The organism is Pseudomonas muyukensis, from assembly GCF_019139535.1.
Lineage (GTDB): Bacteria > Pseudomonadota > Gammaproteobacteria > Pseudomonadales > Pseudomonadaceae > Aquipseudomonas > Aquipseudomonas muyukensis.
The window spans coordinates 5,443,008-5,457,307 of sequence record NZ_CP077073.1; the positions used below are offsets into that span (position 1 = coordinate 5,443,008).

General features: G+C 66.4%; 13 protein-coding genes. 6 read left to right on the forward strand and 7 right to left on the reverse strand.

Annotated elements, in window-relative coordinates:
- Positions 1-186: 186 nt before the first annotated feature.
- The 3 genes from KSS95_RS24145 to radA form a co-directional block, all read right to left on the reverse strand.
- Entirely contained in the window at positions 187-1,176 is a 990-nt protein-coding gene (locus tag KSS95_RS24145; RefSeq protein ID WP_217850363.1) for a FecR family protein, read from the reverse strand.
- Between the two features lie 68 nt (positions 1,177-1,244).
- Positions 1,245-1,748, reverse strand: coding sequence for an RNA polymerase sigma factor (locus tag KSS95_RS24150; RefSeq protein WP_217850365.1), 504 nt, complete (start codon positions 1,746-1,748; stop codon positions 1,245-1,247).
- Between the two features lie 72 nt (positions 1,749-1,820).
- On the reverse strand, positions 1,821-3,188 hold the full coding sequence (radA, locus tag KSS95_RS24155; RefSeq protein ID WP_217850366.1) for a DNA repair protein RadA: 1,368 nt from the start codon (positions 3,186-3,188) through the stop codon (positions 1,821-1,823).
- A gap of 178 nt (positions 3,189-3,366) precedes the next feature.
- Here radA and mscL point away from each other — a divergent pair, with 178 nt between their 5' ends.
- Positions 3,367-3,780, forward strand: coding sequence for a large-conductance mechanosensitive channel protein MscL (gene mscL / locus KSS95_RS24160; RefSeq protein ID WP_217850368.1), 414 nt, complete (start codon positions 3,367-3,369; stop codon positions 3,778-3,780).
- A 72-nt stretch (positions 3,781-3,852) separates the two neighbouring features.
- Here mscL and fur read toward each other — a convergent pair whose 3' ends face one another.
- Positions 3,853-4,257 (reverse strand): ferric iron uptake transcriptional regulator, encoded by a 405-nt coding sequence (fur, locus tag KSS95_RS24165; RefSeq protein WP_134692394.1) that lies wholly within the window; start codon positions 4,255-4,257, stop codon positions 3,853-3,855.
- Positions 4,258-4,354: 97 nt separating this feature from the next.
- On the opposite strand from fur, the gene KSS95_RS24170 reads away from it, so the two are divergent.
- Entirely contained in the window at positions 4,355-4,870 is a 516-nt protein-coding gene (locus KSS95_RS24170) for an outer membrane protein assembly factor BamE (protein WP_134692392.1), read from the forward strand.
- 59 nt (positions 4,871-4,929) lie between these two features.
- Here the strand turns inward: KSS95_RS24170 and KSS95_RS24175 are convergent, their stop codons facing one another.
- On the reverse strand, positions 4,930-5,238 hold the full coding sequence (locus KSS95_RS24175; RefSeq protein WP_217850370.1) for an RnfH family protein: 309 nt from the start codon (positions 5,236-5,238) through the stop codon (positions 4,930-4,932).
- On the reverse strand, positions 5,231-5,665 hold the full coding sequence (locus KSS95_RS24180; RefSeq protein WP_134692388.1) for a type II toxin-antitoxin system RatA family toxin: 435 nt from the start codon (positions 5,663-5,665) through the stop codon (positions 5,231-5,233). The genes KSS95_RS24175 and KSS95_RS24180 overlap by 8 nt, the downstream gene beginning before the upstream one ends.
- 162 nt (positions 5,666-5,827) lie before the next feature.
- On the opposite strand from KSS95_RS24180, the gene smpB reads away from it, so the two are divergent.
- Entirely contained in the window at positions 5,828-6,310 is a 483-nt protein-coding gene (gene smpB / locus KSS95_RS24185; protein WP_011532120.1) for an SsrA-binding protein SmpB, read from the forward strand.
- Positions 6,311-7,386: 1,076 nt separating this feature from the next.
- Here smpB and KSS95_RS24190 read toward each other — a convergent pair.
- Complete coding sequence (locus KSS95_RS24190) at positions 7,387-8,154, reverse strand: FCD domain-containing protein (protein WP_217850372.1); 768 nt, start codon at positions 8,152-8,154, stop codon at positions 7,387-7,389.
- Positions 8,155-8,413: 259 nt separating this feature from the next.
- Between KSS95_RS24190 and KSS95_RS24195 the strand changes: the two genes are divergently transcribed.
- From KSS95_RS24195 to KSS95_RS24205, 3 genes are all read left to right on the forward strand, one after another.
- Positions 8,414-10,084 (forward strand): lactate permease LctP family transporter, encoded by a 1,671-nt coding sequence (locus tag KSS95_RS24195; protein ID WP_217850374.1) that lies wholly within the window; start codon positions 8,414-8,416, stop codon positions 10,082-10,084.
- Between the two features lie 63 nt (positions 10,085-10,147).
- Positions 10,148-11,293 carry an FMN-dependent L-lactate dehydrogenase LldD gene (gene lldD / locus KSS95_RS24200; RefSeq protein ID WP_217850376.1) on the forward strand — a complete coding sequence of 382 codons (1,146 nt, stop codon included), beginning with the start codon at positions 10,148-10,150 and terminating at the stop codon, positions 11,291-11,293.
- Positions 11,294-11,368: 75 nt separating this feature from the next.
- The gene (locus KSS95_RS24205; protein ID WP_217850378.1) at positions 11,369-14,179 is read left to right on the forward strand and encodes an FAD-binding and (Fe-S)-binding domain-containing protein; all 2,811 of its coding nucleotides are present in this window, start codon (positions 11,369-11,371) and stop codon (positions 14,177-14,179) included.
- The last annotated feature ends 121 nt before the right edge of the window (positions 14,180-14,300 follow it).

Below are 14,300 nucleotides of genomic sequence, written 5' to 3' on the forward strand. Positions count from 1 at the left end.
GCGCCAAGCTACCGGCCAGGGCGAGGTGCCCCAAGGGGCGCAAAGGTTGTTGTCGTGGCGTGCTCACTGCGATTGCTCGTCCGTTGTTGGCGTTTTCTAATAATGAAAATCAATCTCAACAATCAGACGAGCAACGCGGATAAAGTCAGTAAGCGAAAACCAAAGTTTTTTTGCCCAGGCGCTTTTTCAGTAGAGCAACGCCAGCCCCGCAAGCTCGACCAGGCTGGCCTGCAGCTCATTGCCGAGGACCGCGGGCACGCTGTCCAGGTGGTCCAGGCGGAACACCCCACTGACCTGGCGCTGCGCCAGTTGCGCGCTGGCCACCACGATCCGCCCGCGGCGGTATTGGTTGAGCCGGGCCACCACCTCGCCCAGCGGCTGGCGCTCGAACACCAGCACGCCGCGCTGCCAGTCGGTGGCCCGGCGCAGGTCGTGCTGCGGCCAGGGCCGCAGCCCCAAGCGCTGGTCGTAGCGCAGGCTGTCGCCCTCCTCCAGCACCTGGCTGGCCCGGCCTTGCTGCGGCGCTGATTGCAGCTCGACCGCGACACGGTGCTCGAGCATGCCGACCCAGCCGCCCTCGCCCGCCGCCCCGACCACGAAACGGGTGCCCAGGGCGCGGCTGGTGGCGCCGGCGTACTCGACCACGAACGGCCGGGTTTCCTGCGCCGTGACCGGCGCGGCGCTGAACACCGCCTCGCCGGCCAACAGCCGCACCCGGCGTTCCTGGTCGGTGAAGGCCAGCTCGATGGCGCTGTGGCTGTCCAGGTCGACCTGGCTGCCATCGGCCAAGGTCACCTGGCGCACTTCCCCGCCGCCGGTGCTGTAGTCGGCGCGCAAGCCCTGCCAGGCCTGGGGCGCCCAGTGCAGCGTCAGTACCGCCAGCAACAGCGCGGCGGCGCTGGCCAAGCCTTGGCGCAGGCGCGGGCGACGGCGCCTGCCCAGGGCACGGGCGGGGGGCGCGAGCGCCAAGGACGGCGCGGCGCCAGGCAAGCCCGCCAGCTGCCCGAGGTCGGCCCAGGTCGCCTGGGCCAACCCATAGGCCCGAGCATGGCGTGGATCACTGCCGCACCACTGCGCCAAGGCCTGCTGCTGCGCCGGGCTCAAGGGGCCGGCGCACTCCCGCACCACCCACTCGGCGGCCTGCTCGCGGATGGCTTGCTCGTTCTGGCTGCTCACAGGGGTCTCTCGCGATCTGGTTATGTCTGGGCTGACGTCTGAGGCGGCATTTGTCAGTAAACCGTTGGTCATTCGGTTTCCTGCAGGCACTGCATCACATAGGCCAGGGCCTTGGCCAGGTGCTTTTGCACGGAACTGTCGGAGATCCCCAGGTGACGCGCGACCTCGGCGTGGGTCATGCCCTCCAGGCGGTTGAGCCGGAAGACCTGGCGGGTACGCTCGGGCAACTCGCCAAGGATCGCCTGCAAGCGCCGCAGGTGCTGCTCGCGGGCGGCCTGTTCGTCGAGCCCGGGGCGCTCCTCGACGATGCCCTCCAGGGCTTCGTGGGGCACCAGGTCGGTCTTGCGCCGCTGCTGCTGGCGCACGTGGTCCACCATCAGGTTGTGCGCGGTGCGATACAGGTAGGCCTGGGCGTTGTCGATCGGGTCGACCCGCTGCTGCTCGGCCAGGCGCAGGAAGCTGTCCTGCACCAGGTCGGCGGCCAGCTGCGGGTCGCGCACCTTGCGCGAGAGCAGGCCCTGAAGGTTTTTCGCGTGCTTGAGAAACAGCCGCTTGAGGTCTAACTCCGCCACACGCACTCCATGGGGTGGTCGCAAGGTGGCGGTATGCTACTTGTTGTTGAGAATCAGTTGCAAGAAACCAAGTTATTCGAACAAGGCATCCAGCGCCTGCTCCAGGCGGGTCACGGCGATCACCTGCAAGCCGGCGGGCGACTCCTTGGGCGCGTTGCCCTTGGGCACGATGGCGCGCTTGAAGCCGTGCTTGGCAGCCTCCTTCAGCCGCTCCTGGCCGCTGGGCACCGGGCGTACCTCGCCCGACAGGCCGATCTCGCCGAACACCAGCAGGCCATGGGCCAGCGGGCGGTTGCGCAGGCTCGACATCACCGCCGCCAGCAGCGCCAGGTCTGAGGCGGTTTCCAGCACCTTGACCCCGCCGACCACGTTGAGGAACACGTCCTGGTCGTGGGTCGGGATGCCGCCGTGGCGGTGCAGCACCGCCAGCAACATGGCCAGGCGGTTCTGGTCCAGGCCCAGGGTGACCCGTCGCGGGTTGGCCAGGTGGCTGTCGTCGACCAGCGCCTGGACCTCCACCAGCATCGGCCGGGTGCCTTCCCAGGTGGCCATGACCACGCTGCCGGGCACTTCTTCCTGGGTGCGGTTGAGGAAGATCGCCGAGGGGTTGGAAACCTCCTTCAGGCCACGGTCGGTCATGCCGAACACGCCCAGTTCGTTGACCGCGCCGAAGCGGTTCTTCACCGCCCGCAGCAGGCGCAGGCGGCCATCGGACTCACCCTCGAAATACAGCACGGTGTCGACCATGTGCTCGAGCACCCGCGGGCCGGCCAGCGAGCCTTCCTTGGTGACATGGCCGACCAGGAAGATCGCTGTGCCGCTCTGCTTGGCGTAGCGCACCAGCAGCGCGGTGCTCTCGCGCACCTGGGCCACCCCGCCCGGCGCCGATTGCAGTTGCTCGGTGAAGATGGTCTGGATCGAGTCGATCACCATCACCCGCGGTTTTTCCTGGCGGGCGGTGGCGATGATGGTCTCGATGCAGGTTTCGGTCATGACCTTGAGCTGGTCCTGGGGCAGGCCCAGGCGGCGCGAGCGCATGGCCACCTGCTGCTGCGATTCCTCGCCGGTGACGTACAGCGCCGGCATGTGCACGGCGATGTTGCACAGGGTCTGCAGCAGGATGGTCGACTTGCCGATGCCGGGATCGCCGCCGATCAGCACCACCGAGCCATCCACCAGGCCGCCGCCGAGCACGCGGTCGAGCTCGGTGCTGCTGGTGGTGAAGCGCGGGATCTCCTCGACGCTGACCTCGGCCAGGGTCTTGATCTGCGCCTGCTGCCCGGTCCAGCCGGCCCGCCCGCTGGGCGCCGCGGCGCCGCCGCTTTCGATCATGGTCTCGACCAGGGTGTTCCAGGCCCCGCACTCGCCGCACTGGCCAGCCCATTTGGGGAAGGTCGCGCCACACTCGGTGCAGCCATACAAACGCTTGGCCTTGGCCATGGGCGGGGTCTCCTGGAAAAAACCGCCATGATAGCCGAACGCGGACGTGTCCCGGAGCCGTTGCCGAGCGACAAAACTATTCGTTCTAAGTGCAGTCTGTTGCTGCGAACGTCACGCATGAAGCGTTTTAGTGGCTTACACTGCGTTTACCTCTCCATTCGTAACAAAGGAATACAGCATGGGCATGCTCAGTGAATTCAAGGCCTTCGCGGTCAAGGGAAATGTCGTCGACATGGCGGTGGGTATCATCATCGGCGCGGCCTTCGGCAAGATCGTCTCGTCGTTCGTCGGCGACGTGATCATGCCGCCGATCGGCATGCTCATCGGCGGGGTCGACTTCAGCGACCTGGCCATCACCCTCAAGGCCGCCGAGGGCGATGTGCCGGCGGTGGTCCTGGCCTATGGCAAGTTCATCCAGACCATCCTCGACTTCATCATCGTCGCCTTCGCCATCTTCATGGGCGTGAAGGCGATCAACCGCCTCAAGCGCGAAGAGGCCGTGGCCCCGAGTGCGCCGCCGGTGCCGAGCGCCGAAGAAACCCTGCTGACGGAAATTCGCGACCTGCTCAAGGCGCAGAATCGCCAGCCCTGAGGCGCAGGCAGCGGCCACACAGCACAAAGGCGACCCGAGGGTCGCCTTTGTCGTCAAGCACGAGCGAAATCGTTACTTCTTTTTACGCACATACAGGACCAGATTGTGGTCCACCAGCTCGAAGCCGTGTTCGGCCACGATCTCCTTCTGGCGCCGCTCGATCTCGGCATCCATGAATTCGATGACTTCGCTGGTATCCACGTTGACCATGTGGTCGTGGTGGCCACCGTCCGCCAATTCGAATACCGCGTGGCCGCCGTCGAAGTTGTGGCGAACCACCAGACCCGCCGCTTCGAACTGGGTCAGGACGCGATACACGGTTGCCAGACCGACGTCTTCGCCAGCCTCCATCAGTGCCTTGTAGACATCCTCGGCACTCATGTGACGCTGCTCGGTGGAGTCGAGCATCTGAAGAATCTTGACCCGAGGCAGGGTTACCTTCAGGCCCGCTTTGCGCAATTCGCTATTTTCAACCATGGTCAGCTTTCTCGCCGATGCTGCTTCGCAGCTTCTCTTAATACGGGTATGATCGGGGTTTACGTTGTCCAGCCAAGATAGTGGAAGTCGCCCACCGATGCAAAACACCAAGCTCTTGCTAACCAGCCTCACCCTCGTGGGACTGCTCGCACTCGCCGGTTGCTCGTTTCCCGGGGTTTACAAAATCGACATCCAGCAGGGCAATGTCGTCACGCAGGACATGATAGACCAATTGCGCCCGGGAATGACCCGCCGGCAAGTAAGGTTTATCATGGGCAACCCACTGCTGCAGGACACCTTCCACACCAATCGCTGGGACTACCTGTACAGCCTGCAGCCAGGCGGCGGCGAGCGTCAGCAGGAACGCATGAGCGTGTTCTTCAACGACAGCGACCAACTGGTCAACCTGTCCGGCGACTTCATGCCGGGCGTCAGCCGCGACCAGGAAATCCTCGGTGGCAGCAGCGACACCACCGTCAGCCCGAACCAGCAGCCGAGCCAGGAAAAACCGGCCAAGGCAGGTTCGCTGGAAGATACCCTGCAAAAAGAAATCGACAACGTCGAGACCACCCCGGTGCCGACCCCAGCACCGCTGGAAACCGCCCCGCAGTAAAGGCGGCGCGACGAAAAAGCCCGGACCAGGTCCGGGCTTTTTATTGCCTGCAACAAGCGTCAGCCTTCGCGCGCGCCCCTGGCCTTGGCCGCGCGCCGCTTGCGCGCCTCCAGCGGGTCGACCAGCAAGGGCCGATAGACCTCCAGCCGCTCCCCCGCCTGTACCTGGCGTACCGCCGGATCACTGACCTGCTTGCCAAAGATCCCCACCGGGCAATGCGTCAGGTCCAGCCCCGGCACCTGTTCGGCCAGGCCCGACAGACGCAGCGCTGCGCTCACCGAGGTCCCCGCCGGCACTTCGCAGGCCAGCAGCCACTGGTGCTCGGCCGTGGCATAGACCACCTCGATGGCGATGGCCGCCTCAGCCATAGAGCTGCTTGGCGCGCTGGCAGAAAGCATCGACCATGGTGTTGGCCGCCTGGTTGAACAGCGGCCCCAGGGTCGCGCGCACCAGCGCGCCGGCGTAGTCGAACGACAGGTCCAGGCTGATCTTGCAGGCTTTCTCGCCCAATGGCTTGAACACCCACAGCCCGTGCAGCTGGGTGAAAGGCCCCTCTTCGAGGTTCATCTCGATCGACTGCCCCGGCACCAGCACGTTGCGCGTGACGAACTGCTGGCTCATGCCACCCTTGGCCACCTCGAGCTTCGCGCGCATGTGGGTGTCGCTGGCCTCGATCACCGTCGAGGCCGAACACCAGGGCAGGAAGTCCGGGTAGCCGGCCACATCGTTGACCAGGTCGTAGAGCGCCTGGGCAGGGTATGGCAGCAGGGCGGAGCGTTGAATATGGGTAGTCATCCAGGCGTCACTTCCAAACGGGGCGGCGGCGCACGACAGCGCCGTGAAAAACCGTTCCGCGCGGCGGAACGAGGCCTGTATTGTCCGGGATTCACCGAACAGGCTCAAGCGCACCTAAACCCCATAGCCGAGCACGCACTGACTGCCTATAATGCCGCCCCTATGGCTAAGCAAAAGAAACATCCGACCGGGACCATCGCGCAGAACAAGAAGGCGCGACACGATTACTTCATCGAACACAAGTTCGAGGCCGGGCTGGTCCTGTCCGGCTGGGAAGTAAAGAGCCTGCGGGCCGGCAAGGCGCACCTGACCGACAGCTACGTGCTGCTCAAGGATGGCGAAGCCTGGCTGTTCGGCAGCCACATCACCCCGCTGACCACCGCCAGCACCCACGTCATCGCCGACCCGATCCGCACCCGCAAGCTGCTGCTGAACAAGCGCGAGCTCGAGCGCCTGGAAGCGGCCGTGGCGCAGAAGGGCTACACCTGCGTGGCGATGTCGCTGTACTGGAGCAAGCACCTGATCAAGTGCGAAATCGCGCTGGGCAAGGGCAAGAAGGAGTTCGACAAGCGCGACACCGTGCGCGAGCGCGACTCCAACCGCGAGCTGCAGCGCACCATGCGCAACAAGGGCAAGGAAGAGTAACGCCCAGCTTGCCTGGTCCACCCGCTGGGCCTCCTGCTGCGCTTCCTGCAGTGCATGCCGCCGGCCTGACGCCCCACGCATCCCTTGTAGGAGCGGCCTTGTGTCGCGAAAGGGCCGCAAAGCGGCCCCGACGATCTTGAGTGGTGCAAAGATCCCGAGGCCGCTGCGCGCCCTTTCGCGACAAGGCCGCTCCTACACAAAGCAGCGCACGCCGCAGCAAGCGAGTGTCAACGCCCGCTGCGCCTCCTGCTGCGCTTCCTGCAGTGCATGCCGCCGGCCTGACGCCCCACGCATCCATGCCGCAAAGCGGCCCGACGATCTTGAGTGGTGCAAAGATCCCGAGGCCGCTGCGCGCCCTTTTCGCGACACAAGGCCGCTCCTACACAAAGCAGCGCACGCCGCAGCAAGCGAGTGTCAGCGCCCGTGCCGCCCGCTGGGCCTCCTGCTGCGCTTCCTGCAGTGCATGCCGCCGGCCTGACGCCCCACGCATCCCTTGTAGGAGCGGCCTTGTGTCGCGAAAGGGCCGCAAAGCGGCCCCGACGCTCTTGAGTGGCGCAAAGATCCCGAGGCCGCTGCGCGCCCTTTTCGCGACACAAGGCCGCGCCTACACAAAGCAGCGCAGGCCGCCGCAAGCGAGCGTCAGCGCCCGCTGCGCCAGTCCGCCCGCTGGGCCTCTTGCTGCGCTTCCTGCAGTGCATGCCGCCGGCCTGACGTCCCACGCATTTTCGCGACACAAGGGCAAAGCGCCCCGACGATCTTGAGTGGTGCAAAGATCCCGAGGCCGCTGCGCGCCCTTTTCGCGACACAAGGCCGCTCCTACACAAAGCAGCGCACGCCGCAGCAAGCGAGTGTCAGCGCCCGTGCCGCCCGCTGGGCCTCCTGCTGCGCTTCCTGCAGTGCATGCCGCCGGCCTGACGCCCCACGCATCCCTTGTAGGAGCGGCCTTGTGTCGCGAAAGGGCCGCAAAGCGGCCCCGACGCTCTTGAGTGGTACAAAGATCCCGAGGCCGCTGCGCGCCCTTTTCGCGACACAAGGCCGCGCCTACACAAAGCAGCGCAGGCCGCCGCAAGCGAGCGTCAGCGCCCGCTGCGCCGCTCCGCCCGTGCCACCCGCTGGGCCTCTTGCTGCGCCTCCTGCAGCACCTCCTGCACGTAAAGGATGTGTCGGCTCGACACCTCCCGCGCATCGTCCGCCCGCCCCTGGACAATCGCCAGGTACAACTCGCGATGCTGGCTGATCAGCATGTCGCGGGTCTCGCTGCGCTGCTGGTACATGCCGCCGATATTGGTCACCACGTTGCGCTTGAGCAGGTCGAACAACCCGCGGATGGTGTGCAGCAACACCGCGTTGTGGCTGGCCTCGGCAATGGCCAGGTGGAAGCGCGCATCGGCCGCGCCCTCCTCTGCCCGGCTGACTTCGTCGACCCGGTTGTAGCAATCCTGCAGCGCGTCGAACGCGGCCTTCAAACGCTGGCGATCGGGCTCGGTGGCGCGCTGCGCGGCGTAATAGGCGCAGGACGCCTCCAGGGTATGACGAAACTCCAGCAGGTCACGCTGCGCCTCGGGGCTGCCTTCGAGCAGCTTGAGCAGCGGGTCGCTGAAGGTCGAGCCCAGCGACTCGGCCACATAGTTGCCACCACCCTGGCGGCTGACCAGCAACCCCTTGGCCACCAGCTTCTGGATCGCCTCGCGCAACGACGGGCGGGACACGCCGAACTGCTCGGCCAGGGCACGCTCGGCCGGCAGGCGCTGGCCTGAGGTGAGGGTGCCCTCGAGAATCATCCCTTCCAACCGATCGACGATGTCGTCGGACAGGCGCCGCTGGCGGACCTGATCAAAAACCATCACATGCTCTCCACGAACCCCGGGGTGCAGATCCGGGGGCCGCCTATTCTGCGCCTATCGCGCCCAGGCCGACACCCACCAGATGGCGATTTTCAGCACCGCACAGAGGCCCACTCATCGGTATCCGCGCAAAGTTTTCCCCAGGACAAATTGACACACCCGCAATGGCGCTCTTAACCTAGCGACCAGCCATTGTAAATTGGTCTTACCAATTATCCAATGCCAGTGCCTGACCAACAACAATTAGGGGCCACCCCATATGCAAACCTGGCAACAACTCTATAGCCCGCTTGGTAGTCTTGGCCTGTCCGCACTGGCGGCGGTCATCCCCATCGTGTTCTTCTTCCTCGCCCTCGCCGTGTTCCGCCTCAAAGGCCACGTCGCCGGCAGCATCACCCTGGCGCTGTCGATCCTGGTGGCCATCTTCGCCTTCCAGATGCCGGTCGACATGGCCCTGGCCGCCGCCGGCTACGGCTTCCTCTACGGCCTGTGGCCAATTGCCTGGATCATCGTCGCCGCGGTGTTCCTCTACAAACTCACGGTCAAGAGCGGCCAGTTCGAAGTGATCCGCAGCTCGGTGCTGTCGATCACCGACGACCAGCGCCTGCAAGTGCTGCTGATCGGCTTCTGCTTCGGTGCCTTCCTCGAAGGCGCGGCCGGCTTCGGCGCCCCAGTGGCCATCACCGCCGCGCTGCTGGTGGGCCTGGGCTTCAACCCGCTGTACGCCGCCGGCCTGTGCCTGATCGCCAACACCGCGCCGGTGGCCTTCGGCGCCCTGGGCATCCCGATCATCGTCGCCGGGCAAGTCACCGGCATCGACGCCTTCCACATCGGCGCCATGACCGGCCGCCAGCTGCCGCTGCTGTCGCTGTTCGTGCCGTTCTGGCTGGTGTTCATGATGGATGGCCTGCGCGGCGTGAAAGAAACCTGGCCCGCCGCCCTGGTGGCCGGCCTGAGCTTCGCCGTGACCCAGTACTTCACCTCCAACTTCATCGGCCCGGAACTGCCGGACATCACCTCGGCCCTGGCCAGCCTGATCGCCCTGACCCTGTTCCTGAAAGTCTGGCAGCCCAAGCGTGCGTTCAGCCAGGCCCAGGGCAGCGTCGGCGCCGCGGTGGTGCAAGCGAGCGGCAGCCAGCCTTCGCCGTACAGCTTCGGCGAGATCTTCAAGGCCTGGTCGCCGTTCCTGATCCTCACCGTGCTGGTGACCATCTGGACCCTCAAGCCATTCAAGGCGGCCTTCGCCCCAGGCGGGGCGATGTACAACTTGGTGTTCAACTTCGCCATCCCGCACCTCGACCAACTGGTGATCAAGACCGCGCCGATCGTCACCGCGCCAACCGCCATGCCGGCGGTGTTCAAGCTCGACCCGATCTCCGCCACCGGCACCGCGATCTTCCTCTCGGCGCTGATCTCCATGGCGGTGCTCAAGATCAATTTCAAAACTGGTCTGACCACTTTGAAAGAGACGTTCTGGGAACTGCGCTGGCCGATCCTGTCGATCGGCATGGTGCTGGCCTTCGCCTTCGTCACCAACTACTCGGGCATGTCCTCGACCATGGCCCTGGTGCTGGCCGGCACCGGTGCGGCGTTCCCGTTCTTCTCGCCGTTCCTGGGCTGGCTGGGCGTGTTCCTGACCGGCTCGGACACCTCGTCCAACGCCCTGTTCAGCTCGCTGCAGGCCACCACCGCGCACCAGATCGGGGTCAACGACACCCTGCTGGTGGCGGCCAACACCAGCGGCGGCGTGACCGGCAAGATGATCTCGCCGCAGTCGATCGCCGTGGCCTGCGCCGCCACCGGCCTGGTGGGCAAGGAATCCGACCTGTTCCGTTTCACCGTCAAGCACAGCCTGTTCTTCGCCACCATCGTTGGCCTGATCACCCTGGTTCAGGCCTACTGGCTCACCGGCATGCTGGTTCATCACTAAAGTGAAAGGGCCCGGGCGCGAGCAGCGCCCGGGATCGTCCTTCAACCCACGCTGCGAGAATCCATGATCATTTCCGCCTCCACCGACTATCGCGCCGCGGCCCAACGCAAGCTGCCTCCGTTCCTGTTCCACTACGCCGACGGCGGCGCCTACGCCGAGCACACCCTGCGCCACAACGTCTCGGACCTGGCCAGCATCGCCCTGCGCCAGCGGGTGCTGAAGAACATGTCCGAGCTCAGCCTCCAGACCCAGCTGTTCGACGAGACCCTGAGCATGCCCGTGGCCCTGGCCCCGGTCGGCCTCACCGGCATGTACGCCCGCCGCGGCGAGGTGCAGGCGGCGCGCGCGGCGGCGGCCCATGGCATTCCGTTCACCATGTCCACCGTGTCGGTCTGCCCGATCGAAGAAGTGGCCCCGGCCATCGACCGGCCGATGTGGTTCCAGCTCTATGTGCTGAAAGACCGCGGCTTCATGCGCAACGCCCTGGAGCGGGCCAAGGCCGCCGGGGTGAAGACCCTGGTATTCACCGTCGACATGCCGGTGCCCGGCGCCCGCTACCGCGACGCCCACTCGGGCATGAGCGGCCCGAACGCGCCGCTGCGCCGCGTGTGGCAAGCCATGACCCACCCGCAATGGGCCCTGGACGTCGGCCTGCTCGGCCGCCCCCATGACCTGGGCAACATCTCCAAGTACCGCGGCAACCCCACCGGCCTGGCCGACTACATCGGCTGGCTGGGCAACAACTTCGACCCGTCCATCTCCTGGAAGGACCTGGAGTGGATTCGCGAATTCTGGGACGGCCCGATGATCATCAAGGGCATCCTCGACCCCGAGGACGCCCGCGACGCGGTCAAGTTCGGCGCCGACGGCATCGTCGTCTCCAACCACGGCGGCCGTCAGCTCGACGGCGTGCTGTCCAGCGCCCGCGCGCTGCCGGCGATTGCCGATGCGGTGAAGGGCGAGATCAAGATCCTCGCCGACTCCGGCATCCGCAACGGCCTCGACGTGGTGCGCATGGTCGCCCTGGGCGCCGACACGGTGCTGATCGGCCGCGCCTTCCTCTATGCCCTGGCAACCCATGGCGAGGCCGGGGTGAAGAACCTGCTCGAACTGTTCGAGAAAGAAATGCGTGTGGCCATGGTGCTGACCGGCGCCAAGTCGATCAGTGAGATCAGCCGCGACTCGCTGGTCCGCGAACTGGGCGCCTGAGCGCCCGCCCCCGATACCGCCTGATTGCCCGGGGCACGCCGCGCGCCAGACGCCGCGGCCCCACGAGGAGACTGCATGAGCCTGCCCGCCGCGTTCCTGCGTGATGCCGAGCGCTTGATCCCCGCCGAACGCCGCTTCGACGACCCCACCTCGACCCTGGCCTTCGGCACCGACGCCAGCTTCTACCGGTTGATTCCCAAGCTGGTGGTGCGCGTCGAGTCCGAGGACGAAGTGGTCGAACTGCTCAAGCTGGCCCAGCGCGATCGCGTGCCGGTGACCTTCCGCGCCGCCGGCACCAGCCTGTCCGGCCAGGCCATCAGCGACTCGGTGCTGATCGTGCTCGGCGATAGCTGGGGCGGTAAGGAAATCCGCCGCCAGGGCCAGCAGATCCGCCTGCAGCCCGGGGTGATCGGCGCCCAGGCCAACGCCTGGCTGGCCCCGTACGGGCGCAAGATCGGCCCAGACCCGGCCTCGATCAACGCCTGCAAGATCGGCGGCATCGTCGCCAACAACGCCAGCGGCATGTGCTGCGGCACCGCGCAGAACACCTACCACACCCTGGCCGGCCTGCGCCTGGTGCTGGCCGACGGCACCCGCCTGGACAGCGAAGACCCAGCCAGCGTCGCCGCCTTCGAAACCACCCACGCCGAGTTGCTCGCATCCCTCGCCCGCCTGGGCCGGGAAACCCGCGCCAACAGCGACCTTGCCGAGCGCATCCGGCACAAGTACCGGCTGAAGAACACCACCGGCCTGTCGCTCAACGCCCTGGTGGACTACGACCAGCCGCTGGACATCCTCCAGCACCTGCTGGTCGGTTCCGAAGGCACCCTGGGTTTCATCAGCGCGGTCACCTACGACACCGTGCCCGACCACCCGCACAAGGCCAGCGCGCTGCTGGTGTTCCCCAGCGTCGAGAGCTGCTGCCGCGCCGTGACCGTGCTCAAGCGCCAGCCGGTGTCGGCGGTGGAACTGCTCGACCGCCGCAGCCTGCGCTCGGTGCAGGCCATGCCGGGCATGCCCGGCTGGGTCAAGGACCTGTCGGCCAACGCCTGCGCCCTGCTGATCGAGTGCCGCGCCGCCAGCCAGAGCCTGCTGCACGAACAGCTCGAGCAGGTGATGGCCGCGATCGGCGACTACCCGCTCGAGCAGCAGGTCGCGTTCAGCGAAGACCCGGCGGTGTACAACCAGCTGTGGAAAATCCGCAAGGACACCTTCCCCGCCGTCGGCGCCGTGCGCCAGACCGGCACCACGGTGATCATCGAGGACGTCACCTTCCCCATCGAGCAACTGGCCGAAGGCGTCAACCGCCTGCTCCAGCTGTTCGACAAACACCACTACGACGAGGCGATCATTTTCGGCCACGCGCTGGAAGGCAACCTGCACTTCGTCTTCACCCAGGGCTTCAACAGTGCCGAGGAAGTGGCCCGCTACCAGGCCTTCATGGACGACGTCGCGCAACTGGTGGCGGTGGAGTTCGGCGGCTCGCTCAAGGCCGAGCACGGCACCGGGCGCAACATGGCGCCGTTCGTGGAGCTGGAGTGGGGCCACGATGCCTACCAGCTGATGTGGCAGCTCAAGCGCCTGCTCGACCCCAACGGCATCCTCAACCCCGACGTGGTGCTGAGCGAAGATCCCGACATCCACCTGAAAAACCTCAAGCCGCTGCCCGCCGCCGACGAGATCGTCGACAAGTGCATCGAGTGCGGTTTCTGCGAACCGGTGTGCCCATCCAAGGGCCTGACCCTCAGCCCACGCCAGCGCATCGTCATGTGGCGCGACATCCAGGCCAAGCAACGCGCTGGCCTGGACACCCGCGAACTGCTGCAAACCTACCAGTACCAAGGCATCGACACCTGCGCCGCCACCGGCCTGTGCGCCCAGCGCTGCCCGGTGGGCATCAACACCGGCGAGTTGGTGAAGAAGCTGCGCGCCCAGGCCGCCGACCACGCCAAGGCCGCCGACTGGCTGGCCGAGCATTTCCACGCCACCCTGCGCGGCGCGCGCTTCACCCTCAGCGCCGCCAACACCGCCCGCAAGCTGCTCGGCGCGCCACGCCTTGGGCGCCTCAGTGCAACACTGAGCAAGGCCAGCAAAGGCCGCCTGCCCCAGTGGACCCCGGCCATGCCCCAGCCGTTGCGCCCCCTGGACTTCGGCCCCGCGAGCAACGACGCCCGGCCCCGCGTGGTCTACCTCGCCGCCTGTGTTTCCCGCGTGATGGGCCCCGCCTATGCCGACCGCGAGCAGAGCTCGCTGCTCGACAAGACCCGCGCCCTGCTGGAAAAAGCCGGCTACCAGGTGGTGTTCCCCGACAACGCCGACAGCCTGTGCTGCGGCCAGCCGTTCGCCTCCAAGGGCTACCCCGAGCAAGCCGAGCACAAGCGCCAGGAGCTGATCACCGCGCTGCTGCACGCCAGCCGCGGTGGCCTCGACCCGATCTACTGCGACACCAGCCCCTGCACCCTGCGCCTGGTGCAGGACCTGGGCGAAACCCGGCTGGACCTGTACGACCCGGTGCGCTTCATCCGCACCCACCTGCTGGACAAGCTGGAGTTCACCCCCCAGGACGCCCCGGTGGCCGTGCACGTGACCTGCAGCACCCAGCACCTGGGCGAAAGCCAGGCGCTGATCGACCTGGCGCGGCGCTGCAGCAAGCAGGTGGTGATCCCCGAAGGCATCCACTGCTGCGGTTTTGCCGGCGACAAGGGCTTCACCACGCCCGAGCTCAACGCCCACTCGCTGCGCACGCTCAAGGACGCGGTGCAGTATTGCGAGGAAGGGATCTCCACCAGCCGCACCTGCGAGATCGGGCTGTCGAGCCACAGCGGCATCGACTACCACGGGCTGGTGTACCTGGTGGACCGGGTGACCCGAGCGCGCAAGGCCTGACCTTGCGCCAACCGCTTCGCCAGCAAAGCTGGCTCCTGCCTGATCGCGCCAGGCTGTAGGAGCCGGCTTGCCGGCGAACCACCTCCAGACCTTTCTTACCAGTCATTCAGCCCCGGCTGAA

What these genes read in the sequence shown, in the direction of transcription:
- KSS95_RS24205 (WP_217850378.1), top strand. Translation starts at nt 11,369, where the DNA reads ATGAGCCTGCCCGCCGCGTTCCTGCGTGATGCCGAGCGCTTGATCCCC.
- mscL (WP_217850368.1), top strand. Translation starts at nt 3,367, where the DNA reads ATGGGCATGCTCAGTGAATTCAAGGCCTTCGCGGTCAAGGGAAATGTC.
- smpB (WP_011532120.1), top strand. Translation starts at nt 5,828, where the DNA reads ATGGCTAAGCAAAAGAAACATCCGACCGGGACCATCGCGCAGAACAAG.
- fur (WP_134692394.1), bottom strand. Translation starts at nt 4,257, where the DNA reads ATGGTTGAAAATAGCGAATTGCGCAAAGCGGGCCTGAAGGTAACCCTG.
- radA (WP_217850366.1), bottom strand. Translation starts at nt 3,188, where the DNA reads ATGGCCAAGGCCAAGCGTTTGTATGGCTGCACCGAGTGTGGCGCGACC.
- KSS95_RS24175 (WP_217850370.1), bottom strand. Translation starts at nt 5,238, where the DNA reads ATGGCTGAGGCGGCCATCGCCATCGAGGTGGTCTATGCCACGGCCGAG.
- KSS95_RS24195 (WP_217850374.1), top strand. Translation starts at nt 8,414, where the DNA reads ATGCAAACCTGGCAACAACTCTATAGCCCGCTTGGTAGTCTTGGCCTG.
- KSS95_RS24170 (WP_134692392.1), top strand. Translation starts at nt 4,355, where the DNA reads ATGCAAAACACCAAGCTCTTGCTAACCAGCCTCACCCTCGTGGGACTG.
- lldD (WP_217850376.1), top strand. Translation starts at nt 10,148, where the DNA reads ATGATCATTTCCGCCTCCACCGACTATCGCGCCGCGGCCCAACGCAAG.
- KSS95_RS24190 (WP_217850372.1), bottom strand. Translation starts at nt 8,154, where the DNA reads ATGGTTTTTGATCAGGTCCGCCAGCGGCGCCTGTCCGACGACATCGTC.
- KSS95_RS24180 (WP_134692388.1), bottom strand. Translation starts at nt 5,665, where the DNA reads ATGACTACCCATATTCAACGCTCCGCCCTGCTGCCATACCCTGCCCAG.